Origin of the sequence: Pedobacter psychrodurus, from assembly GCF_004331735.1 — a bacterium.
GTDB lineage: Bacteria > Bacteroidota > Bacteroidia > Sphingobacteriales > Sphingobacteriaceae > Pedobacter > Pedobacter psychrodurus.
Window position 1 is genome coordinate 22,584 of the sequence record NZ_SJSO01000011.1, and the last position, 23,798, is coordinate 46,381.

17 protein-coding genes are annotated in these 23,798 nt (G+C 39.5%); 8 read left to right on the top strand and 9 right to left on the bottom strand.

The window, feature by feature from the left end; translation table 11 throughout:
• Window positions 1–3: 3 nt before the first annotated feature.
• The 6 genes from EZ456_RS14215 to EZ456_RS14240 all read right to left on the bottom strand — a co-directional run bounded on the left by EZ456_RS14215 (window position 4) and on the right by EZ456_RS14240 (window position 9,882).
• Entirely contained in the window at window positions 4–1,557 is a 1,554-nt protein-coding gene (locus EZ456_RS14215; protein WP_131531168.1) for a sialidase family protein, read from the bottom strand.
• Between the two features lie 14 nt (window positions 1,558–1,571).
• Window positions 1,572–2,801 carry an MFS transporter gene (locus EZ456_RS14220; protein ID WP_131531169.1) on the bottom strand — a complete coding sequence of 410 codons (1,230 nt, stop codon included), beginning with the start codon at window positions 2,799–2,801 and terminating at the stop codon, window positions 1,572–1,574.
• Window positions 2,798–3,955, bottom strand: coding sequence for a hypothetical protein (locus tag EZ456_RS14225; protein WP_131531171.1), 1,158 nt, complete (start codon window positions 3,953–3,955; stop codon window positions 2,798–2,800). Before EZ456_RS14225 ends, EZ456_RS14220 begins: the two co-directional genes overlap by 4 nt.
• A 69-nt stretch (window positions 3,956–4,024) precedes the next feature.
• On the bottom strand, window positions 4,025–4,972 hold the full coding sequence (locus EZ456_RS14230) for a dihydrodipicolinate synthase family protein (RefSeq protein ID WP_131531172.1): 948 nt from the start codon (window positions 4,970–4,972) through the stop codon (window positions 4,025–4,027).
• A gap of 72 nt (window positions 4,973–5,044) precedes the next feature.
• Window positions 5,045–6,586, bottom strand: coding sequence for a SusD family outer membrane lipoprotein NanU (gene nanU, locus EZ456_RS14235; protein ID WP_131531173.1), 1,542 nt, complete (start codon window positions 6,584–6,586; stop codon window positions 5,045–5,047).
• A gap of 17 nt (window positions 6,587–6,603) precedes the next feature.
• The gene (locus tag EZ456_RS14240; RefSeq protein ID WP_131531175.1) at window positions 6,604–9,882 is read right to left on the bottom strand and encodes a SusC/RagA family TonB-linked outer membrane protein; all 3,279 of its coding nucleotides are present in this window, start codon (window positions 9,880–9,882) and stop codon (window positions 6,604–6,606) included.
• A gap of 175 nt (window positions 9,883–10,057) precedes the next feature.
• On the opposite strand from EZ456_RS14240, the gene EZ456_RS14245 reads away from it, so the two are divergent.
• Window positions 10,058–10,762: a FadR/GntR family transcriptional regulator gene (locus EZ456_RS14245; protein ID WP_131531177.1), complete on the top strand. Its 705-nt coding sequence runs from the start codon at window positions 10,058–10,060 to the stop codon at window positions 10,760–10,762.
• A 396-nt stretch (window positions 10,763–11,158) separates the two neighbouring features.
• Here EZ456_RS14245 and EZ456_RS14250 read toward each other — a convergent pair whose 3' ends face one another.
• Window positions 11,159–11,413, bottom strand: a complete 255-nt coding sequence (locus EZ456_RS14250) for a hypothetical protein (protein ID WP_131531179.1) — start codon at window positions 11,411–11,413, stop codon at window positions 11,159–11,161.
• A gap of 325 nt (window positions 11,414–11,738) precedes the next feature.
• Window positions 11,739–12,557 carry an alpha/beta hydrolase gene (locus EZ456_RS14255; RefSeq protein ID WP_131531181.1) on the bottom strand — a complete coding sequence of 273 codons (819 nt, stop codon included), beginning with the start codon at window positions 12,555–12,557 and terminating at the stop codon, window positions 11,739–11,741.
• A 184-nt stretch (window positions 12,558–12,741) separates the two neighbouring features.
• Here EZ456_RS14255 and EZ456_RS14260 point away from each other — a divergent pair, with 184 nt between their 5' ends.
• Entirely contained in the window at window positions 12,742–13,833 is a 1,092-nt protein-coding gene (locus tag EZ456_RS14260) for an AI-2E family transporter (protein ID WP_131531183.1), read from the top strand.
• A 341-nt stretch (window positions 13,834–14,174) separates the two neighbouring features.
• Here EZ456_RS14260 and EZ456_RS14265 read toward each other — a convergent pair whose 3' ends face one another.
• A complete protein-coding gene (locus EZ456_RS14265; protein ID WP_225876548.1) occupies window positions 14,175–14,705 on the bottom strand; it encodes a peroxiredoxin in 531 nt (176 codons plus the stop codon).
• A gap of 142 nt (window positions 14,706–14,847) precedes the next feature.
• Here EZ456_RS14265 and EZ456_RS14270 point away from each other — a divergent pair, with 142 nt between their 5' ends.
• From EZ456_RS14270 to EZ456_RS14295, 6 genes are all read left to right on the top strand, one after another.
• The gene (locus tag EZ456_RS14270) at window positions 14,848–16,041 is read left to right on the top strand and encodes an SGNH/GDSL hydrolase family protein (RefSeq protein WP_131531185.1); all 1,194 of its coding nucleotides are present in this window, start codon (window positions 14,848–14,850) and stop codon (window positions 16,039–16,041) included.
• Window positions 16,042–16,345: 304 nt separating this feature from the next.
• Window positions 16,346–16,867: a protease gene (locus EZ456_RS14275; protein ID WP_131531187.1), complete on the top strand. Its 522-nt coding sequence runs from the start codon at window positions 16,346–16,348 to the stop codon at window positions 16,865–16,867.
• Window positions 16,868–16,998: 131 nt separating this feature from the next.
• Window positions 16,999–17,418 carry an SRPBCC family protein gene (locus EZ456_RS14280; protein ID WP_131531189.1) on the top strand — a complete coding sequence of 140 codons (420 nt, stop codon included), beginning with the start codon at window positions 16,999–17,001 and terminating at the stop codon, window positions 17,416–17,418.
• 574 nt (window positions 17,419–17,992) lie between these two features.
• Window positions 17,993–19,384, top strand: coding sequence for a TolC family protein (locus tag EZ456_RS14285; protein WP_131531191.1), 1,392 nt, complete (start codon window positions 17,993–17,995; stop codon window positions 19,382–19,384).
• Between the two features lie 13 nt (window positions 19,385–19,397).
• Window positions 19,398–22,682, top strand: coding sequence for an efflux RND transporter permease subunit (locus EZ456_RS14290; protein ID WP_131531193.1), 3,285 nt, complete (start codon window positions 19,398–19,400; stop codon window positions 22,680–22,682).
• 13 nt (window positions 22,683–22,695) lie between these two features.
• Window positions 22,696–23,796 (top strand): efflux RND transporter periplasmic adaptor subunit, encoded by a 1,101-nt coding sequence (locus tag EZ456_RS14295; protein ID WP_131531195.1) that lies wholly within the window; start codon window positions 22,696–22,698, stop codon window positions 23,794–23,796.
• Window positions 23,797–23,798 lie beyond the last annotated feature (2 nt).

Below are 23,798 nucleotides of genomic sequence, written 5' to 3' on the forward strand. Positions count from 1 at the left end.
GGTTTATTTTACGATTTCACTCACCGGAATACGGACAAAATATAAATCTTTTAAGCCTTCGTAGAAAAAGCCAATCGTTTGATCATCAATCTTTGTTAATGAGGAATAACCATAAAACTTTCGATCATCTACCAAGAGCTCATTTCTTTTGTTCCAACTCTCACCCAGATCTAAACTTGCTTTTACAGTTAAGTTGTAGCGGTTGGCCTGCGTATTGTCGTTCCCAAAAAATACCACTTCTTTTTCCTTGCCTTTTAACATCACCTTTGCTTTGATAAAACTGGCCATGCAAATGGGATCAGGCAACGCATTGTACGAAGTATGGTGTTCTACCCAGGTTTTACCCATATCAGCTGTTGTGGCTACACTTCTAAAGCTACCACGGTTATCGCGCATATTCAGCATTAAAATACCTGGCGTGGTTTCTATAATCTGGCTTTCAGTAGTATTGGGTTTGGGCCCATCTTCGGTTTTCCAGCTCAGGCCATGATCTGCGCTATATAGCAATGTGGAATGTGGCATAGCATGCTCATCCCAATACTGCGCAGCAAAAACCAATTTACCATCTGCCATGGCGATACCGCTACCCGGACCGTTAAAAAACAAGTTCCAGGCCGGATCTTTAACATTTTTGGTGATACTTATTGGTGCTGCCCAAGTCAATCCATCATCATCACTACTCACCAGTACCAATTGCCCGGTTATATCTTCTGATAAGCCTGGCTTTGATCCAGCTATTGACCGGTTTCCCTTGCTCCACAGTGCTGCTACCCAGATTTTTTTAGTAATGGGATCAAAAAGAACCGCTGGATCGCCCACTCCATTATTTTCATTCGGCTCGCCCATATCCATAATTACCTTCATGGGTTCCCAGCTTTTACCGCCATCGGTACTTCTGCTCATGCCCACGTCGATATTTCCAGGCAGATCTCCTGAGTTTTTATAACGGATATCGTACACGGTAATTAACGAACCTTTGTTTGTTGTAGCTATCCCCGGAATACGAAAGGTATTGATGCCGTTTTCACCTGCCTTTTTTACTGCAATACCCAATCTTTTAACAAAACCTTGTCCCTCTTCCATTACGGTATTTTTTTTAGCATTCGCATCTTCAATCTGATTCACATGAAATTCAATTTTCGAATCGATATCGGCCTGATCTTTCAGTTTAGCACTAAACCAAATGTAATGCATACCTGGCTTAAGGTTAATGTTCAGCTCAAATCCCATATTTACAGCGGTCGGATTGATGGTAGTCAGTTTATTTTTTGTTGAAAAAAGTGGTTCCTGATCCGTGAAATAAACATCAATCTTTTCTATAGACTGAAGCCCTGCGGGATTGAGCTTGCCAGCTATTTTTTTAAATGTAATTTCTTTTTCACCAGCAGGGATATAAATCAATACCCTCAAAAGTGGATTTGAATCCATCCCTTTTAAAACAGGAACCACAGGTGAAGAGGCTGTAATGCTTAGCCCTTTCAATGGGGAAGCTTGTAATGTGAATGCGGTAAGAATGAGCAGCAAACTGAATGCTGCACCTATTTTAATAAGTTTCATATTTTTCTGTTGAATTAAGCATCTTCAAAATCATTAAATTTCGGACGCAGGAAATAAAGTTGAATCATTAAGGCGATAAAAACAATGATAGAAAGCATGGCGAAATCTTTACCCAAACTGCCCGAATCTGTTGATTTGCCCAATAAATCGGTAATGAAAGCCCCGGCAAAAACACCAGTCATATTCATCACCCCGTAAGCTGTGGCCCTGTATTTTGAGGAAACAAACTGACAAAGTATAGGCATATTATTGGCATCGAACATCCCATAACCGAAACCGAAACAAAAAGCAGCACCAACGATATTGAACAAAGAGTGTCCAAAACCAATGAGCAATAGTGAGGGAATGGTTAAAGCCAAGCCAATGGCACTGGTATAAATACGCCCTTTAATATTTTTCTGTACCCACCTATCGGATAAAATACCTCCGAAAATTACTCCTAAGAATGAGGATGCTGCAATGGTAATGGTCGAAATGGGTCCAGCCTGGGCCATATCTATGCCTAAATTATTAGCGAATAAAGTAGGAAGCCAGTTTTTGGTTGCCCACCCGGGCAAACTCGGAACAGCAAAATAGATCAGAATTACCCAAAAAGAAATATTGCTAAATAAAAGCGCCAATCCTTTAAACAGTGGCTGTTTAATCCGGATCGATTCGGCACCCTGTAGTCCAACATGTTTTTTCTCTCTTAAAAAGAACATCAGGATCAGTGAATATACAATACCTACAAAGCCGAAAGAATGAAAGGTAGCCTGCCAAGAGAATTTGGAAGCTATAGTTGCACCAAAACCACCTAAAGCCTGCCCCATGTAAAGCCCCGTCATATGTATACCAATGGCAACCGATCTTGTTTTCGAACTGTGGTAATCGGCAATCAGCGACAAGCCTGCAGGGATATAAAGTGCTTCACTAACGCCCATTAATGCCCTTAGCCAATAAATCTGATTAAAGGTAGTGGCATAACCCATTAAAAAAGTAACCAGCGACCAAACCATTAAACTACCAACAATTAACCATTTACGGTTTAACTTATCGGCAATAATTCCCGAAATAGGGCTCATTAAACCATAAATCCACAAAAAAATAGCCATCAAATAGCCAAAATTAGTGGCCGATTTTAGCTCGGCAATATCCATTTGCATGGCTGGTTTCATGGTCGAAAGCATTTGGCGGTCCATGTAATTCAACAAGGCTACAAACCAAAGCAGTGCAACTACAACCCAAGCGTATCTGTTCTCTCTCATTTGTTTGGTTTTAATTTCCCCATTAAAATATTAGGCGTTCTTACCCCCGCTTTAATTTCTCCGCCAGGGATAACCACTTCGTGATCTAAAAGCACTGCATTGGTTGTCACTGTACCATAAGGTAATAAACCCTTCAGGCGGAGCCAGGTATTCTGTTTTATATCATATTTTAGCACCGACTTACTGAAACCAGGGTGATTAGATTGAAGTTTAATTTTCTGTTGATTTAAACTTTCTTTTTTCAAAGGATCTTTCTCCCAATCTATTTCGGCAATTAGTTTTTCTGCCTGATGAAAGATCTCGCCCTGATCGCCACTAAATATCAATAAATCTTTCTCGGTTGCAACGCCCGAAGCAGCAGATAAGGGATAAGGTAATGATTCTTTTATGGTCCAGATTTGCTTGTCGATATTATAGGCAAATACATTTTTATATAGCGTACTGGTATCGCCCTGATTTCTTTTTCTACCCCCAATCAGGAAAATTTCCCTGCTTTTTTCAGGATGCAACAATACCATATGTGAAACGGCATGAGGGAGATTGATCATTTTTTTCCACCCTTCCTCTTGTTTTGTTAAATTCAACGATAAAAATTGATCTGTTGCTCCATTTTCTACCTCGCCACCAGCCAGGTAAACAACATCTCCAATTGCAGTTAAAGCACCATTGGTTAACCCATTTGGTAAATCCGGAAGAAAGCTGATCTGCAATTTATTTGCTTCCCAGTTCAGGATTAATACTTTTTTGCTCAGTCCATTTTCATTTTCACCACCAACAACAACAATTCCCTGCGAAGTGCTGCAAACTGCACAGTATGCCAGATTAAACGGCAATTTCAACTCTTTCTTAGCAGACATTAGAAGCAAACCGGGGCTGGTTTTCTGGTATAGAAAAACATCATCATAATATTTCTTTTTGCCTCCATTCCACGGCATTTCGTTAGGGAAATTTGTTCCTCCTGCAACAAGTAGAATATTATGATTGGTACCTGATATAGCACCAGCCAAGCCAATTGCAGCTTTTTGTTTAGGAGCTTGAGGTATTTGGGCGGCTATGGTCCAGTCAATATGTTTAACATGCTGGTACTGTGCCGATAATTCTGATGATGTGATAGATGTAAGCAAGAAAGTAAGGTATAAAATGATCTTTTTCATGAATACGAAATAGGGATTAAATAAAGATAACCATTGCTTAATGATAATTGAGGGCAATGTAGTTAAGCTCTAAACCTTTTCAATTTTATTTAGTTCAGCTGTTGATTTAAAACCCTCAAAGTCTAAATTTTCAACATCCGTTTTGAAGCGTTCGAATGCAGCTGCATCCATATTTTTAACGGGTAGCCTGAATTCGCCACAATCTAAACCGATCATTTTCATATAAGCTTTACCTGTTGCAATTCCACCGTATTTACCCAATAAACGAATAAAATCGATCGATTTCTGCTGTAGAGCAACGGCGGTTTTCAGATCGTTTTGTTCAAAAGCTTCAATTAATCTGCTGTATAGAGGGGTTAAATAGTTAAATGTACTGCCCACGGCACCCTTTGCGCCTAGAACCAATGCAGAAAGCATATTTTCGTCGCGCCCCCAAAGCATATCGTATTTGTTGTTTCTGAAACTCATGCAGGAAAGAAAGTCCATAAAATCCTCGTGTGTGTATTTCACGCCTGCGAAATTTGGTATTTTACCATCAACAGCTTCCAATAAATCAATCATATTGAGGTTTGCTCCTGTTAATACCGGAATGTGGTAATAATAAAAAGGCATTTCTGGCACTTCTGAAGCAATTTCAGCACACATTTCTGCCAAAACCCAAACATTTGAAGGTTTGAAATAAGAAGGTGCTGTAAAGGATATACCATATAGGCCGATTTCGGCTGCATGTTTTGCCAATACTTTACAATCGGCCAGACAGGTACCACCAAGCAAAGTCATTACCTTAAAATCTTGATCATTTTTGGTGGCTGTTGCCCAGGCTTCGGCAACTTCCATTTTTTCTTCACGGGTAAGTGAAACACCTTCTCCTGTTGAACCACATATAAATGCTCCCGTAACACCGTTCGACTTAAGAAACTGGTAGTATGCTTGTATTATTGATAAATTTAATTTTCCTGATGGATCAAATGGCGTGAATGGAGCAGCGATAAGCCCTTGTAATTTAGTATTTAACATATTGTGTATCTTATTATTTACGTTGTGCGCAGGTATTTCCAGACAGTTGCCCTAAATACCCGCGCTTTTTATTTAAAAAGCCGGATAACCCGGGTTTTGCACCAAAGCCCTATTATTGGTAAGCGTACTCCGATCTAAGGGCCACAACAATTTGTAAGAAGTTGCCACGGTAACCGGTGTATATTCATAAACAAAATTATCGCCCATGCGCCTTAAATCATACCAACGTTTTCCTTCTCCTATAAATTCGAGAAAACGTTCTTTTAAAATGGCTTCGTTGCTGTTTACATCTACTGTTTGGTTTGGATAACCCAGAGTAGCCACATTGTAATTTGCACCATATCCTCTTGCCCTAACCAGGTTGATTTCGGCAACCGGACTTTCACCTAATATTACTTTCGCCTCTGCCAGTAAAAGCAATAAGTCTGAATATCTGTAAATGATGTAATCGTTGGTATAAGCCCTGTTACCTGCATTTTGCTCACCTTGATATTTCTTAAGGAAAGCACCTGCAATTACATAAGCACCAGCCGTATTTTTTGTATAGGCGGCCTGAATGGATAGGTTTTTTCGAAGATCTAGGTTATTAAACTTACGGTAAGTGGCAATTTTAGTAGGTGCCCTTAACAAGCCACCATAATTATCGGTTGCCACATCAAATTTACGGTTGCCTACTGAATCGTAAAAGTTAACAATTAAGCCTGTTTGAGGCACATAATTACCAATAAAACCCAATGTCGCCTCGTCTAATTTGTTTTTAGATGAGAATATAATTTCGTTGTTATCCTTATTGGTGGTCGAGAAAACATCTGCAAAATTCGGCAATAGCGACAGCGTAACATTTGCCTGAATGTCTGTTAATGCTGTTTTAGCGGTTGTAGCATCAGCAATACCACCGCTCCTGTGCGCGTTCCACAAGTAAACTTCTGCTTTTAACATCTGGGTTGCTGCTTTAGACCAAAATCCTTTTTTGTTTTTGGCATCAAATGCATAAGCCGTTCCAAAATTTGAATTGGAAAGATCAATATCGGCCTTGATCAGCGCCATTACATCAGTTTCGCTTGAGGCGGCTTTGGCCAGGTTGGATACATCAACCGAAGTGGTAGGCGCTGTCTGGATAATGGTTTTACCCCAGGTTCGGTACATCTGGAAATAATAAAAAGCACGTAAACCATAGGCCATACCCAGATAATTTTTCTTTTTGGTATCTGGCAATATGTTACTTTCGTTCAATTTATGAATCAGCAGATTGATCTGATTGATGTTGGTATAGAAACCACCAAAACCACTTACTCCCGAGTTGTCGGCATCGAGTGTTTGTAACCACATCCGTTCTAAACCTTGCGTTGCCTCTCCTGTAAAAGTGGCCGTAGAGCCAGGATCGGTACCGAAAATATCCGACCGTAACTCTCCCAAATATTGGAAGTTAGAATTATGACTTCTAAAACGGGTATATACCCCGTTCACAAAAGCATCAAACTGATCTGCGGTCTGCCAATAACTCGCATCGCTTAAACTGCTCACCGGACTTAAGTCCAGCTCATTTTTACATCCGGTAAAGATCAAGCCAAACAGGCTTAACATTACCACTATATTTCTAAATATCGTTTTCATCTTTGATCATTTTGTTGTTAAAAACCTAGCTGAAGTCCCATAATAAATGTACGTGGCGTTGGGTATGTTCCCGAATAAATCCCCGTAATGGTAGTTCCAGATACTGGTGGCTCTGGCGATGGGCCAGAAAATTTGGTGATGTACAATAGGTTGCTTCCCGTTAAGTAAATCCTTGCATTGTTAAAGAATTTCGATTTTTGTAAAAGTCCTTTAGGCAGATCGTAAGAAAGGGTAATCTCTCTTAAGCATAAGTAATCGCCTTTTTCATAAAAACGTGAGTTGTTCCCATTCAATACCGCATTTCCATTGTTGGCACGGGTATAGTTTTGTTTAGAACCTGCAACCTGATCGGCATAATAAACCTTCGGAATATCGGTATCAGTGTTAGTTGGCGACCATGCCTGTGCCTGTAGATCGATATAATTGAATGTACCCTGATAATTACCCAATGTACGGGCCACTAAATCATTGTAAATGGTGTGTCCTAAAGCAAAATCCCATCTATTGTAAAGGCCAAAGCCTTTATAGCTCGCATTAAAATTAAAACCACCGGTCCATTTTGGATAAATATTGCCTAAATAAACCTGATCTCTCGAGTCGATAATATTATCGCTGTTTACATCCTCCCAGTTTACATCACCAGCGGTAATTCTTCCGTTGGCTCCAGTAGCTAAATTAGGACCGGTTATACCAGCAATAGCGTCGGTTCTGTTGCCTGCAACGGCAGCAACTTCGGCCGCATCTTTAAAAATTGAAACCTGTCTGTAACCGTACATGTTGCCCAATGGCTGTCCTTCCTGTAAACCACCAACCCAGATTACCTTACCAGATGCGGGATCGTAAATCTGTAAACCGCCTTGTCTGTTGTTCTCATTTCCATTGAAAGGTAATTTCAGGATTTTGTTTTTCACAAATGATGCATTGGCTCCTGCATTAAATTTGAAACCGCCTTTATCAATGATTTTTGCATCAATACCGATTTCTACACCTTTGTTTTGAAATGTACCAAGGTTGGTTCTAAAACTCGAGAACCCGGTATAACTTGGCAGATCGAGATTGGTTAAAAGATCACTGGTTTTACGGTCGTAATAATCAAAAATCACCGTAATGCGGTCATTTAATAAACCCATATCCAAACCTAGATCTGTGGTTTTACTTTTTTCCCATCTTAAATCACTGTTGATAATTCCAGTATTCAAGAAACCGGCACTACCATTGTAATTTCCCTGCAAGCTGTAAACACCCTGGGTTTCGTATCGGCCTAAACCAGCAATATTTCCATTCTGACCATAACTGATCCTTGGTTTAAGGCTCGAAATGATCTGACTAATCTTTGAGTTTTTGAAAAATTCTTCACGGTGTACATTCCATCCTGCAGAAACTCCGGGAAAAATGCCATTTCTATTTTCACTTGCTAAACTAGATGCCCCATCCAATCTAAATACAGCAGTAAAAAGATATTTCTGATCGAAATCGTAGGCAAAACGACTAAAGGCCGATAAAATTTTATATTCTGTACGAGTTGTAAAATTACTACCTGCAGCAAAAGTTGTAGAGGCATTTGCTGTTGGAATATCATCTGTTGGTGCATTCTGCCCCAATACCTGAGAAGCATAAGATTTTACATCGAAATACTCTCCACCGCCCATTAAGTTAAAATTGTGTTTGCCAAAACTTTTGGTATAGTTTAATATACCATTGTATTGCGTTTGAAAATCCCTGCTAAATGCATTTGCAGAACTTCTGGTAGTACTACTGCCCGAATTGGCAAAAATCTGCGCATAAGTTTGTGTCGATTTTTGAAAAGACTGATCCAATGTTTCGAAAAGATAGGCATTACCCGTTGCTTTGAAATAAAGCCCTGGAATAATATCCCATTTCACAGCTGCATTAGCTATGATCCTGTTTACCTCATTTGACCTATCCAGTCGGCCCAACCAATATAATGGGTTACCATCACTGGTACTGTTACCTGGATTGGCTACTGTTTTTGCCTCATCAATCCATGGATTAAATGTTGGCCAGATGGCTAAACTTCTGTACAGGGTATTTACCTCGCCGCCAATTGTTCCCAATTGTGAAGAAGTGGATAAAGTTACACCCGAGCTGATTTCAACATTTGGTTTAATTTTATACGATCCGTTGATATCACCGGTATATCTTTTATATTTCGAACCTACAATTACACCATCTTCGTTGTAAGCATCAAAAGCAGCAAAATATTTCCCTTTATCGTTCCCACCACTGGCACTTACATAATGATCTTTGGTATAGGTATTCTGGAAAACCAGATCTTCAACTTCCCCGCCGTGGTCTTTATACATAATCTGACCTCCGTAAGGATCGTTTACCAATTGCCAGCCACTTGGCAATACGGTAGTGCCCGCAATATAAGTTTTGATATCGAAACTCGCCAGATCGGCAGCGTTGGTAGAAAGTCCCAAACCTCTTGAACCATTGGCCTGTGCCAAAGTTCTTCCGGCGTTTAAATAACCCAAACGAGTATAATAGATATAATCTCCAGCCCCCATGTACTGGTAGCCTTTACGCTCCTGATTATAACCACCAGTAAATTTGTACGAAATCTGCGCACTGCCTGCTTTACCGGTTTTGGTGGTGACCAATATTACCCCATTGTTTGCCCTGGCGCCATAAATAGCTGTTGCAGAGGCATCCTTTAAGGTTTCTATCGATTCGATGTTTTCAGAAGAAATATCGTTTAGCGATCGGATTACCCCATCAACAATCACCAAAGGTGCACCAGGACTGTTGATCGATGCTCCACCACGAAGTAGTATAGCAGGTGCCGCTCCTGGTTGTCCAGAGGCAGTTACAACCTGCAAACCAGGTACTGTTCCTTGTAATGCGGATGCTGCATTCGATCTTGGCGTACTGGCCAATACATCCTTATCTAATTTAGAAATCGAACTGGTAATACTACGTCTGCTTTGAGTACCATAACCTACTACCACTATTTCATCTAAACCTTTGCTATCTTCTAAAAGTTTCACATTAATCGAGCTCTGATCCTGGATGGTAATTTCCTGTGATAGGTATCCGGTAAAACTGAAGACTAAAACATCACCTTTATTGGCTTTGATGTTATAAACTCCGGATGGATTGGTAGAAGTTCCGTTTTTTGTACCCTTAACCATAACGGTTGAACTTGGGATACCCTGTCCGCTTGCATCGGTAACTTTCCCACTAATGGTTTGTTGCGCAAATGCCGGGATTGTTGCAAACAACAACACCAATGGCATACACTGCTTCATGAGTTTAATGTAAATTTCTTTCATAATTTGGTTATCTTGTTTTGTATTATGTTATACATAATAATACTAAGTACCGATTTATTTTAGTTATTTGCAAATGGTTTTGATAAATTTTGCGCGAATATTTAGCTGCTTAACTTTATATTTGCTCATAGAGCTATTTAAAGACATATTTTAAGAAAATAAATTATACATAATAATGGAGAGCATTAGTAATTTTAAACAAGTGGATACCAGTTCGTTGGTAGATCGTGTAGAAGATAAGCTTGTTCAACTTTTGCAGGAGCGCAAGCTTAAGGTTGGAGATAGCATCCCTACCGAGCTCGAGCTTTGTGCCGCCTTGGGTGTAAGCAGAACAGTTGTTCGCGAAGCCATGTTGAGATTACGGATGATGGGATTGATCGAATCGAAAAAGAAAAAAGGTGCGGTGATTACCAGTCCAGATTTATTTGGCATTCTTTCTAAAAGTATGAATCCACATATTTTAGATCAGGGAACCCTGAAAGAAATATTCGAAATCAGGTTGGTGCTCGAAATTGGAATGGCTGATTTTCTTTTTCAGCGCATCACCAACGAAGATCTGAAAGAATTGAGAACCATTGTAGATAATGAGCCTGAGGCTTCCCAAGATCATTTGTTTAATATCGAACATGAGATTGCTTTTCACGGAAAGCTTTATGATATCACCGGAAACGAAACTTTGAGAAAATTTCAGAGCATGCTATTACCAATATTCGATTTTGTACATAATAGTGGCTTACTAAAAAAGCAAGGACAACTGCATAAGTTTGTATCGCACAAAGGTTTGGTTGATATTTTAGAAAACGGGTCGCCTGAGCTTTTCCGCAACGCGATGAGAAATCACCTCGAAAATCATTTTAACCGTTTATTTTCAGAGGAATAATTATTGATTTACTGATCATTAGTTCATACGACAGTTGTTATTGCGATTCTGATTTTCGGCGAAGCAATCTTATAGCCATAACCAAACTTAATGCCCTTAATGCCTTAATGGTCAGGATTAAATTAATTTTGTTACCTGAATTACTTCGATTTAGTAAAAGGAAATTTTTTATGCTCCACATGTTTCTTCGCCATAACATCATTCATTTTCTCAATGATAGCTGGATTCGCTGCTGAAACATCATTTTTTTTCCTGTGGATCAACTCTAACAAAGTATCTATATCATGAATTGATATCCCTTAATTTTAATCCAGTTAGTTTTGAACAATAAAACGGTCCTAAAACAAAAAAGGCTTTCTTCGCCATAAAGAAAGCCTTTGCCAGAAAATTATCCGCTTAACTTAGGATAATCTGGTAGTTTACATTTACTCTTTTCGGATAATTACTTTCCTCATTGTTTAAGGAAACAAATGCCGCATTACCATGAACTTCATTTTTCAATGCATGTTCATAATGCGATTGGATAGTTTCTTGATAATCGCGCTGAAGGTTTTTCGTTGTTTCGGCTAAAAGATTTCTATCATTCAGGTTTTCCGGCAATAACGTAATATCGCAGTTTCCCTCACTGATTTCTTTGACTAAGTATTTCATTTTGGTTTTAAATCTTCGTTTCCTGTTATATAAATAAGATTTCGAGAACGGTCAAAAATATGGTAAGTCTTTATTTTGTATGTAATCTAAAAGTTAATTTTTTACATAAAATGATGCCTTAATTTTAATGCGAGCCGTATGGTTACCCGCATAAAAGAAAAAGCGGCTTAATTATTTTATTTTAATCCCAATTAATGGGTTGCCCCATCGTTTACCAGCGAATGCTCAACTGAAACAAGGCTAAACAAATTACTGGTGAAGAATAATACTGAATACAAATCATTTTATCCAGCGGATTAGTGAAAACGCACAGCTTAAAGGGTATTTAAGGTTTTGCGTTAAAATAATTACTTAAGAACACGCTCTGAAACTTAATGGCATTGGCCCAATAATCCCAGTTATGTACACCAGGCCTGGCGGTAAAATCGTGGGGAATATTGTTATACGAGAGTTCATCATGCAAGCGTATATTCATTTTATAGAAAAAATCTTCGGTACCACATTCGATGGCAATAGCAAGTGCTCCAGGTTTAATCTGGTAGATCATGTCAATCACACTGTTCTGTTTCCACCGTTCTGGAAATTCATCCTGTGTACCTAACCTTTTTGATATATTCCACCCATTTGGAAAAGGTTTAAGATCTACACCGCCACTCATACTGCCCACAGCACCATAAACATCCTGATGTTTAATAGCCAGGTATAATGCACCATGGCCGCCCATACTCAAACCAGTAATGGCCCTACCCTTTTTCCCGGCAATGGTTTTATAATGTTCATCGATATAGCTAACCAACTCTTTAGCCACATAGGTTTCATATTTCCATTCAGAATCTACAGGACTATCGAAATACCAGCTGGTTACATTGCCATCAGGGCATACAATTATGAATTGATATTGATCGGCCAGGTTTTTAATCCCCGGTACTTTTTTGGCCCATTCAGCATAGTTGCCGCCAGCACCGTGGAGCAGGTAAACTACCGGAAAAGATTTTCCTGTTGTATAGCTATCGGGCTTAATTACTACCGCTTTAATATTTTTTTTCATCGATTTGCTATAAGTTAAAGCGGTATCTACTTCAGCAGCACTTAAAAGATGGCTAAACAAAAACAAACAGATGGTTATTAGAAAGCTATTTCTCATTAGTAGTTTTTAATTATTAATACAATATGGTGCTAAATTTATAAAATAACCAGGTAGTGTTTGCCATTTCTGCGAATTGAAATCAAAAAATAATTATGCTACAGTCATCTATTCCTTAAACAGCTAAAAAACTTTAAAACAATTTTGTTACCTTATGGTTGTTGAACGGTGAACCTATCTAAAAATGCTTAAAACCTACCCATTTTACATCAAAGCTCCTGTAATTCTTTTAGGATTAGTAATTACAGTATTTATGATGAGTGTGCTAAGAGATATTCTTGTGCCACTTGCTTTTGCAGCCCTGATTGCGATATTACTTAATCCACTTACCAATCGTTTCGAAAGAAAAATGCCCAAAATAGTAAGTATTATGCTCGCTATGATTATCGGTATTGTGGTTGTAATTGCCATACTCTATTTTCTATCCTCGCAGGTTGCTCACTTTTTTGACGATTTAGAAAGCATTAAACACAAATTATCACAACTGCTGGAAGATATCAGAAATTGGCTACAAACTACCTTTGGCATCTCCTCTCAAAAACAGATGCAAATGGTTAACGATGCTGCAAATGGAAGTAAAGCCTTAATTGGCCAAACCCTTAGCGGATTAATGGGTATATTAAGTGTTGTTTTCCTCATCCCCGTTTATACCTTTCTGATCTTACTGTACAAAACATTGATCCTTAATTTCATTTATGAAGTATTTTCGGAGGAGAACAAACAAAAAGTTGCCGAGATTTTGGGCGAAACGAAAGCAGCGATACAAAGTTATATTATCGGTTTATTGATCGAAACTTCTATTGTTGCAATAATGAACTCTGCCGCCCTGCTTATACTCGGTGTACAAAATGCCATCCTTATTGGTGTTATAGGGGCAATATTAAACTTGCTGCCTTATATTGGCGGCATTATCGCTATTGCTTTGCCGGTGTTAATGGCTACTTTAACTATGGATGGTTTTACTACCCAACTGTTAATTATAGGTGCTTATGCGTTAATCCAATTTATAGATAATAATATCCTTGTGCCACGCATTGTTTCAAGCAAAGTGCAGATCAATGCACTTATTTCTATCGTAATTGTATTAATGGGCGCTGCACTTTGGGGCGTCCCAGGCATGTTCCTTTCCATTCCGTTTATTGCGGTAATGAAAATCATCTTTGATCGGATTGATGGACTTAAACCGTGGGGGAAATTGTTGGGAGATAATATCCCGACTGAACATATGGGGCAGGTGAAAAGGTTTAGAAGGAAGAAAACGTTGGCGACAAGCTAATTTAATATTCCTTTTATTTTCTGAAAACGAAAATGCAGTAGTTCTTCGGTAACAGCAGTCCCGTTATTCGCTAATTCCGATGAAGAATCGGAACCGCTACTACCGGGTTTATTGAACAAAGGACTGTAGAAATTGGCGCATAAACGTCCAGCCTATCATTTTAGTACAGACAGCGCCACCTAGCCCCGATCCGATAGCTATCGGATGGAGTGGACGCGAAGCAAAATAGAAAGCGGGAGAAACAATAATAGTTGTACCAAACTGCTCTCACATTTATCATTAAAAGCTTTGGGAATAAGAAAATGGCCGCCATGCAAACTGGCTTTAATTAATCGAAAAAACTATTTCTTTTTCAAAAAGGCCAATACACTGCTGGCATGTTCATCGCCCTTTAGCATACCTTTAAATTTAAACACTACTTTTCCATCCAGATCAACAAGAAAGGTTTCGCGCCCTGTTAAAAACATCACATCCTTCACCCCGAACATTTTTAATACCTTATTATCCGGATCGCTTAAAAGCGTAAAAGGCAGATTATGATGTTTCTTGAAATCGGCATGGCTCTGTACCGTTCCAGAGTTGATACCGATAATTATGGCATCGGTTGATTTAAATTCTTGGTAACTATCTCTAAATGCACAGGCTTCTTTGGTACAAACACTGCTCTCATCTTTTGGATAGAAATAAATGACCATTTTTTTCTTTCCCAAATAATCACTCACCTTAAAATCTTTACCATTATCGTCTTTCAGACTAAAATCAGGCACTTTACTTCCTACCTCAATACGGTGGTTTTTGGTTTCCTGGGCGTAAATATTGAGATTTATTACACTCAAAAGTATAACAGCAAGGCAAATCATCTTTCTTTTCATCATTTTATATTTAGGATTTACACCTACATACGTTGAATTTAAGCAAACGGATGAAAAATCTGGTTTTGATTACTTAAGTATTTTCGCTAAAGCATTGCCGATCAGTACTAAATTTTGCTACTTTTGATTTACGTTAATCCATATGAAACTGACCTCTTTTCTTTGCCTAACCATATTGGTAACCACATTAATTTCTAAAAGCTTCGCCCAAAACAAGCTTCAATCTTCTTCTTTCATTACGTTTAATGGCTTTAGTAGTAATACAGCTGAAAAGTTAGGAAAAAACGAGCCTGTAACGGTTGCCTTTTTAGGCGGATCGATTACCAATATGGAAGGCTGGCGTGGATTGGTGCGTAATTATCTAAACAAAACTTATCCGCAAATTAAATTTAAATTCATCAACGCAGGTATTCCATCATTGGGCAGTTTACCACACGCCTTCCGGCTTCAGCGCGATGTACTCGATAGTGGAAAAATAGACCTGTTATTTATAGAATCGGCTGTAAATGACCATGTAAACCAAACGGCAGAACAAACCCAGCACCGTGCTTTGGAAGGCATTATCAGACACACGTTAAATAAAAACCCAAAAACGGATATCGTGATGATGGCTTTTGCTGATGAAGATAAAAATGATGATTTTAATAAAGGCAAAATCCCAACTGAAGTAAAGGTACACAGCGATTTAGCCGAATATTACCATTTGCCATTTATTAACATCGCTTTAGAAGTTGATAAACGTATTGCCAATAGAGAATTTACCTGGAAAAGTGATTTTAAAGACCTGCACCCATCACCTTTTGGCCAGCAACTTTATTTCAATACCATTAAAACTTATCTGGAAGAAAATCAGAAAAATGCAAACAAGAAACCGACGGGTAACCTCCCTAAAATCATTGATAAATTTGCTTATGCAAAAGGACAATACATCAGTATTACTTCTGCCGAAAACTTAAATACTTTTAGCATAACTAAAAACTGGAAGCCAACCCACGGGCTGGAAGGAAGGCCAGGTTTTGTTAATATCCCAGTGCTCGAAAGCAGCACAAGGAACAGTACCTTCGATTTAATATTTAAAGGCAATGCCGTGGGGATTGCTATTTTATCGGGTCCGGATGCTGGAGCGCTTCATTACCGCATAGATAATGGAGAAGAAAAAATGATTGATCTGTACACACAGTGGAGTTCGAGCTTACATTTACCATGGTACCTGCTCCTGGGCGATCAACTAACTAACGGCACGCATAAATTAAGTGTACGTATCAGCGATCAGCACAACCCAAAATCAACAGGTTATGCCTGCCGTATCGCTCACTTTTTAGTAAATGCGAATTAGTTTTCCAATCACCTAGTTTAGCATCACGCTAAGACTTTAGTTTTTTGCCACGGAGACCCAATATCGTCCCCCGTTTGTAACGGGGATGGGCGAGAAGAGCGATTTTATCGCCATTAGACTTCCTATTTCGCATTACAAATGCAAAACCCGCTATTCCCGTTGCAAACAGAATTATCTTTCGAGATCTATCAAAAACAGATTTCTTATCTGTAAATAAGTATTCTATATTTGCCAATACTTAATCGATTTAGTTTGATTCATTCAAACAATATTGATTTTCGATTGCTTATAAACTAAAACCCTCATGAAAAACATCAAATTAATTATCCCTGCTCTTTTAGTATTATTTTCGGCCTGTAGTGAGGCCACAAGAAATACGGCTAACAGCAAGAGCGAAAGCACAGCGCAAACAGGTACTACAAACAAAACCGATTCGCTGGAAGTCAAAATAAAAATAAATGGTAACGTAGCCTCTGGCGATCCGTTATTGTTAAGGTTTGTGGTGTACAATAACACTGATACTGCAAAAAGTTTCTGTATCTGGCACACACCATTTGAACCGTTAATGAGTAGCTATTTAAGCATTATCGATGAAAAAGGAGAAGAAGCGCAGTACAAAGGTGCAATGGCCAAAAGAATGATGCCACCTCCCGCATCGAGTTATACCAAGGTAAATCCAGGCGATAGTTTAGTTGCCAATGCTGATCTGCTTAAGGCTTACGATCTAAAAAAAGGATCAAGTTATAAAGCAGTTTACACAGGTGGGAATATGAGCGGATTGGTATCAAAAGATACTGTTACCTTTATTTATACCGATATACATTAACAAAATAACATTTTTAACCGGTACTAACAGAAAAAATTAAGGGGCATTTCACCCCTTAATTTGTCGCATTTACACTTTCTAGGCTTCAAAAGTTCCTATAACTTTATTTAACAATTTTAAACCAAGAAAAAATGGAAAATAGCACATCAATCACCGTAGAAACTACAGTAAATGCACCGGTAGAAAAAGTTTGGGAATTTTGGAATAATCCGGATCACATCACCAAATGGAGTTTTGCCTCACCCGATTGGCATACCCCTTATTCAGAAAACGATTTAAAAGTTGGTGGCAAATTTAAAAGCACCATGGCTGCAAAAGATGGCAGCATGAGTTTTGATTTCGGAGGAACTTACACCACGGTTGATCAAAACAAAAAAATCGAATATACCATGGAAGATGGCAGAACCGTAAGCATTGTTTTTGATGCATTAAGTGAACAAACCAGGATAACCGAAACTTTCGATGCAGAATCTACCAACCCTATCGAAATGCAACGTGTTGGCTGGCAAGCCATTCTGGATAATTTTAAAAGTTATACAGAGGAATCCTAAACTCGTTGTTAATAACAGGCTGTATCATATTTGGAATTCCATCTGAATTTGTAACATTGAACTTCCCGAAGAACCCTACCTTGTGGACACACCTTTTGCAATATCCTTAGCATTGACCGTCATTGCCAGCTTGACTGGCAATCTTAATGCAACAAGAAAGATTAATGAGCAATGTCTAAAGCTTTAAGATTCCCGTTTTCACGGGAATGACGTATGATGAATGGAATTGTGTCCACACGATAGGAAGAATCGGAACAATAGTCGAAACGTCTTCCCAGATATTTAAGCAAGTTCTTCGACAGGGTACCATTTATAGATTCTAAAAATCGGCATCATCTCAACCGGAGCAACGCATAATGTTCCAAAGGAACTCCTTTGGAACACTACGGTCGAGATGACGATACTTCAAGACAGTTTATGATACAGCCTCCTTGTTGTTTTTAGCAGTATAAATTGCCCCTTATCAACCCTTAAGTAACAATTCGATTATTATTTGATTCGCATAATTTTTGATTTGAACCGAATACTTTGATATTGCGATCATAATTTACATTTGCCGTGTAAATTATACACTATGTCTCGTACATCTTTATTTTATTTTTCGCTATTATCATTTATTAATCTATCCATCAGCGTAAATGCGCAAACGCTTAGTCTTAAGCAAGCTGTTAATACCGCGTTAAGCAATTATGGCACCATAAAGGCAAAAGATAATTATGCAAATGCATCAAAATCTTCTATCCAACAGGCAAAAAGAGAGTATTTGCCAAACTTCAGCTTAAGTGCACAACAAGATTATGGAACCATTAACGGCCAAAACGGACCACAATATGGTCTTGGTGGCCTGGGAACAGCTTCCTCTGGTCCTTCTTTAGAAAAACAGAACTGGAATGCCGCATTTGGCGGGCTTTATCTGGCCAACGTAAACTGGGATTTCTTCACTTTTGGAAAAATCAGAGAACGCATTAAAATTGCCGATGCCGCTTACCAAAGAGACAAAAACGACCTGGAACAGGAAAAATTCCAGCAGGAAATTCGTGTTTCTGCAGCTTATTTAAATTTGCTTGCTGCGCAAAGGTTAAGCAAATCACAACAGAAAAATCTCGATCGGGCTGTTACGTTTAAAAATACTGCCGTAATCAGGGCTAAAAACGGATTAATTGCAGGGGTAGATTCTTCTTTCGCAAAAGCCGAAGTATCTAGCGCCAAAATTGCTTTAACAAAAGCTAAAGATCTGGAACAGGAACAGGCCAACCGCCTGGGCGTTTTAATGGGATTAACAGCAACCTCATACGATCTGGATACCGCTTCGATTACGCGTATCCCTGGCAATCTGCTGGAAGATACAGTGATCAAAAACTCACACCCACTTTTAAAGTTTTACCAAAACCGCGTAGATGTTAGCCAGCAACAGGTTAATTATTTTAAAAAATTATATTATCCAACCTTTAGTTTTTTTGGTGTAATGCAAGGCCGCGGTTCGGGTTTTAGTCCAGGATATGCCTTAGACCAAACTGCTTATTCTACCAGTTATACAGATGGTATAAATCCTACCCGCGGAAACTATTTGATTGGCATAGGAATGACCTGGAACCTGTCAACTTTACTTAAAAACCGTCCACAGGTACGTGCACAAGAATACATTAGCCAGGGTTTAAAGGAAGAATATAACCTTGTTGATCAACAGTTGAAAGCGCAATTGGCACTAGCTGAAACCAAATTGACCAATGCTTTGGCCAATTATAGAGAAGCACCTATCCAGGTAAAAGCTGCATCGGATGCTTATCTGCAGAAAAATACGCTTTACAAAAACGGGCTCACCACATTGGTAGATCTTACCCAGGCACTTTTCACATTAAACCGAGCCGAAACCGATCGGGATATTGCCTTTACCAATGTTTGGCAGGCTTTGTTGTTAAAATCGGCAGCACTTGGCAATTACGACCTATTTATCAACGAATTTTAATCTGGCTATATAAATGAATTTAATACGTTTCGCACTCCGCAAACCCATATCCATCTTAGTTTTAGTGGCTGGATTGTTCTTTTTCGGTATTGGGGCCATCAACCAGATCAAGGTTGATATCCTTCCGCAGATGAACCTTCCGGTAATTTATATTGCTCACCCATTTGGCGGTTACACACCCGACCAGATGGAGGCTTACTTTGGTAAACAGTACGTTAATATCCTTCTTTTTGCAAACGGTATTAAAAGTATCGAAACCAAAAATACGCAGGGTTTAATGTTAATGAAACTTACTTATTACGAAGGCACCAACATGGCTCAGGCAGCAGCAGAGCTAAGCGCCCTATCTACCAGAGCACAAGCCATTTTCCCACCAGGTTCGCAACCACCATTCGTTATCCGTTTTGATGCTTCGTCGCTTCCGGTTGGACAATTGGTATTGAGCAGCCCTATTCGCACCAATAATGAACTGCAAGATTTGGCCAACACCTATGTGCGCCCTAGTTTCTCCGCTATTCCGGGCTTACTTTCTCCTGCTCCCTTTGGCGGTAGTCCAAGAACAATAGAAATCAATGTGAATCCATCACTTTTGCGTTCACATAACCTAACAGTAGACCAAGTGGTTGAAGCCATCAGGCTAAATAATCAGACCGCACCTTCAGGAAATGTGAGGATTGGCGATAAAAACTATATCACTCCTACCAATTATACCATTAAAAAAGTTAAAGATTTTGAAACCATTCCTTTATTTAAAGGCAGTGTGCAGAATTTACAGCTTCGCGATGTGGCTACTGTTAAAGATGGAGCCGATTTAGTAGCGGGTTATGCTTTAATCAACGGCAAACGCTCCGTATATTTAAGTATTGCTAAATCCGGAGATGCCTCTACCTGGGATGTGGTTAAAAATTTAAAGAAAAACCTACCGAACATCCAGAATACCTTACCGGAAGACGTTAAGCTTTCTTACGAGTTCGACCAGTCTGTTTATGTAATCAACGCCGTAAAAAGTCTGATCAGTGAGGGGGCAATAGGTGCGATATTAACGGGGTTGATGGTTTTACTCTTCCTTGGTGATAAACGTGCGGCATTGATCGTAATCCTCACCATTCCTACCTCTATTATCGCTGGTGTTTTGTTCCTGAAATTATTCGGACAAACGATCAATATCATGACGCTGAGCGGATTGGCTTTAGCCATTGGTATCTTGGTAGATGAATCGACTGTAACGATAGAAAACATCCACCAGCATTTTGATATGGGCAAGCCCAAGGCACTGGCCATTTGGGATGCCTGTAAGGAAATCGCTTTCCCGAAACTTTTGATTCTATTCTGTATCCTTGCCGTATTTGCGCCTGCCTTTACCATGACAGGCATTCCAGGGGCCTTATTCTTACCCTTGGCACTGGCCATCGGCTTTTCGATGGTGGTTTCATTTCTGTTATCGCAAACTTTCGTACCGATTATGGCCAACTGGCTGATGGTTGCACACCCTAAAAAAGGAAATAAAAATCATCCAGGGATTACACAGGATGAGGCTGATTTTGCAGCAACCGGCATTACACTCGAATCGGAGAAAGATACCTTGAACCAGAAAAGAGTACTGGTAGAACGTGAAGATTTTAGTGGCAATGGTAAAATTGGTTTCTTTGATAAGTTCCGGAACCGTTTTATGCGTTTCCTTGATCGGATACTGCCTTACCGAAAACCAGTTGTGCTACTTTATCTGGTGGTGATTATTGGTTTGGCCGCCCTCTTGTTGGCTAATATTGGCCGAGATGTTTTGCCAAGGGTGAACTCAAGTCAGTTTCAATTACGTTTACGCGCACCCGATGGAACACGTTTAGAACGTACCGAAGAAAAAGCAAATGTGGTTTTGGCTGAGTTGAAAAAAATGGTTGGCGAAGAACACATGGGTATTTCTTCCGTTTATGTTGGTCAGCACCCCGCCCAATTTTCGGTAAATCCGATTTATCAGTTTATGGCTGGTCCGCATGAGGCCGTTTTCCAGGTAAGTTTAAAAGATTACGAAGAAGACATGGACGATTTCAAGGATCAGTTCAGAGAAAAAATCAAAACACTTTTACCTGATGTTAAACTTTCTTTCGAGCCTATAGAACTAACAGATAAAGTATTAAGCCAAGGCTCTCCCACTCCTGTTGAAGTGCGTATTGCAGGTAAAAACAAAAAACTGAATGAAAAGTATGCGAATAAAATCCTGGCGGAATTAAAAGAAATCCCATACATGAGGGATGTTCAGCTAGCACAACCCATTAAATATCCATCTTTAAATATCGATATCGACAGGACACGTGCAGCACAGATTGGGGTAGACATGGCTGATATTTCGAGATCATTAATTGCCTCAACTTCATCATCCCGTTATACCGATAAAAACATCTGGTTGGATGAAAAAGCGGCTTTGCCTTATAGTGTTCAGGTTCAGGTGCCACTTAACCAGATGACCAGCAAAGATGATATTGGCGAAATACCTTTGTTAAAAAACTCAGCCCGACCAGTTTTAAGCGACGTAGCCAAAATCACTCCCGATACTACTGCTGGTGAAAATGATAACATTGGCGCGATGCCTTTCTTATCGGTAACGGCAAACCTTTACCATACCGATTTGGGAACAGCATCAAAAGATGTAGAAAAAGCCATTGCAGCCATTGGTGAACTGCCAAGGGGGTTAAATGTTACTGCCATTGGTTTAAGTAAAGTGTTAACAGATACTTTAGATAGCTTACAATCAGGTTTATTTGTGGCCATTGTGGTAATTTTCTTGATGCTGGCAGCTAATTTCCAGTCTTTTAAAGTTCCATTGGTTATTTTAGCCACTGTGCCAGCGGTTATTTTAGGCTCACTATTGTTATTAACCCTTACCGGATCAACCTTGAACCTTCAATCGTATATGGGGATTATCATGTCGGTTGGGGTATCTATCGCCAATGCGGTATTGCTCATCACCAATGCTGAGCAATTAAGGAAGCACAACGGCAATGCACTCGAATCGGCACGCGAAGCAGCAGCTTTACGTTTACGCCCAATCATTATGACAAGTATTGCGATGATTGCAGGGATGTTGCCAATGGCCATTGGACATGGCGAAGGTGGTGGAGCAGTTTCACCACTGGGCAGAGCAGTTATTGGTGGTTTATTGGCTTCAACATTCGCCGTACTCATTATATTGCCGTTGGTATTTGCATGGGTTCAGGGAAAACAGACTACCGATTCGATATCGCTTGATCCGGAAGACGAAGAAAGCATCCATTACATTAAAGGTTTACAAGAAAACGCATAAATCATCATTACAAATGAATAGGAAGATATTTTCAACAGGATTATTAAGTACAGGATTTTTAATGCTAACGGCCATATATGGCTGTGGGCACTCCGAATCGAAAGTAACAGCCAAGAAAGAAAAAGAAGCAACAATAGCCACCTTCGAGCTTAAAAAAGAGAAACTATCAACCAAACTGAATTTACCAGGCGAATTAATTGCTTTGCAGCAAGTTGATTTATATGCCAAAGTAAGCAGTTTTGTGAAAACCTTAAAGGTTGATATCGGCTCAGAAGTAAGCAAAGGCCAATTATTAATGACTTTGGAAGCTCCAGAAATGACTTCGCAGTTGGCGGCAACACAGTCGAGGATAAAAGCACAGGAAGCGATTTATACTGCCAGCAAAGCCAATTACAACCGTTTGTATGAAACCAGTAAAACCCCTGGTACCATTTCCACCAATGATCTCGATCAGGCGATGGCAAAAAAGAACGCAGACCTGGCACAGCTCGAAGCTGCAAAAGCGGCCTATAAAGAGGTAGGTTCGGTTCAGGATTATTTAACCATCAGGGCACCGTTCAGCGGAATTATATCAGCCAGAAATGTAAATTTAGGTGCATATGTGGGTCCAACAGGTAAAGGATCTGATTTGCCGTTGTTTACTTTGCAGGATCAGAAAAACTTACGTTTGGCGGTTTCTATTCCTGAGGTGTATACCGGATATTTAAAGGCTGGTGATGAGATCAGTTTTACAGTTAAATCTTTACCCAGCCAAACCTTTATAGCTAAAGTGAAGCGTTTATCAGGTGCCTTAGATTTACGCTTACGCGCTGAACGCATTGAAATGGATGTGCCAAATGCTTCAAAAATTTTATTGCCGGGCATGGTTGCAGAGGTGAACATTCCCCTGCCGGCCAACGCCAGTACCTTTATTATTTCTAAAAAAGCTTTGTTGGATACCAGTGAAGGATTATTCGTGTTAAAAGTAGCCGATAACAAGGCGGTTAAAGTGGGGGTAAAAAAAGGTAGAGAAACCGACGATAAGGTAGAAGTTTTTGGCGATTTAACAGAAGGTGACAAATTAGTGGCAGAACCAACCGAGGAAATGCACGAAGGAATGACGATTAAACCCTAACT

Excerpts from the sequence above, each read along its gene's own strand:
- EZ456_RS14215 (WP_131531168.1), bottom strand. The coding sequence starts at position 1,557 with ATGAAACTTATTAAAATAGGTGCAGCATTCAGTTTGCTGCTCATTCTT.
- EZ456_RS14220 (WP_131531169.1), bottom strand. The coding sequence starts at position 2,801 with ATGAGAGAGAACAGATACGCTTGGGTTGTAGTTGCACTGCTTTGGTTT.
- EZ456_RS14225 (WP_131531171.1), bottom strand. The coding sequence starts at position 3,955 with ATGAAAAAGATCATTTTATACCTTACTTTCTTGCTTACATCTATCACA.
- EZ456_RS14230 (WP_131531172.1), bottom strand. The coding sequence starts at position 4,972 with ATGTTAAATACTAAATTACAAGGGCTTATCGCTGCTCCATTCACGCCA.
- nanU (WP_131531173.1), bottom strand. The coding sequence starts at position 6,586 with ATGAAAACGATATTTAGAAATATAGTGGTAATGTTAAGCCTGTTTGGC.
- EZ456_RS14240 (WP_131531175.1), bottom strand. The coding sequence starts at position 9,882 with ATGAAAGAAATTTACATTAAACTCATGAAGCAGTGTATGCCATTGGTG.
- EZ456_RS14245 (WP_131531177.1), top strand. The coding sequence starts at position 10,058 with ATGGAGAGCATTAGTAATTTTAAACAAGTGGATACCAGTTCGTTGGTA.
- EZ456_RS14250 (WP_131531179.1), bottom strand. The coding sequence starts at position 11,413 with ATGAAATACTTAGTCAAAGAAATCAGTGAGGGAAACTGCGATATTACG.
- EZ456_RS14255 (WP_131531181.1), bottom strand. The coding sequence starts at position 12,557 with ATGAGAAATAGCTTTCTAATAACCATCTGTTTGTTTTTGTTTAGCCAT.
- EZ456_RS14260 (WP_131531183.1), top strand. The coding sequence starts at position 12,742 with ATGCTTAAAACCTACCCATTTTACATCAAAGCTCCTGTAATTCTTTTA.
- EZ456_RS14265 (WP_225876548.1), bottom strand. The coding sequence starts at position 14,705 with ATGAAAAGAAAGATGATTTGCCTTGCTGTTATACTTTTGAGTGTAATA.
- EZ456_RS14270 (WP_131531185.1), top strand. The coding sequence starts at position 14,848 with ATGAAACTGACCTCTTTTCTTTGCCTAACCATATTGGTAACCACATTA.
- EZ456_RS14275 (WP_131531187.1), top strand. The coding sequence starts at position 16,346 with ATGAAAAACATCAAATTAATTATCCCTGCTCTTTTAGTATTATTTTCG.
- EZ456_RS14280 (WP_131531189.1), top strand. The coding sequence starts at position 16,999 with ATGGAAAATAGCACATCAATCACCGTAGAAACTACAGTAAATGCACCG.
- EZ456_RS14285 (WP_131531191.1), top strand. The coding sequence starts at position 17,993 with ATGTCTCGTACATCTTTATTTTATTTTTCGCTATTATCATTTATTAAT.
- EZ456_RS14290 (WP_131531193.1), top strand. The coding sequence starts at position 19,398 with ATGAATTTAATACGTTTCGCACTCCGCAAACCCATATCCATCTTAGTT.
- EZ456_RS14295 (WP_131531195.1), top strand. The coding sequence starts at position 22,696 with ATGAATAGGAAGATATTTTCAACAGGATTATTAAGTACAGGATTTTTA.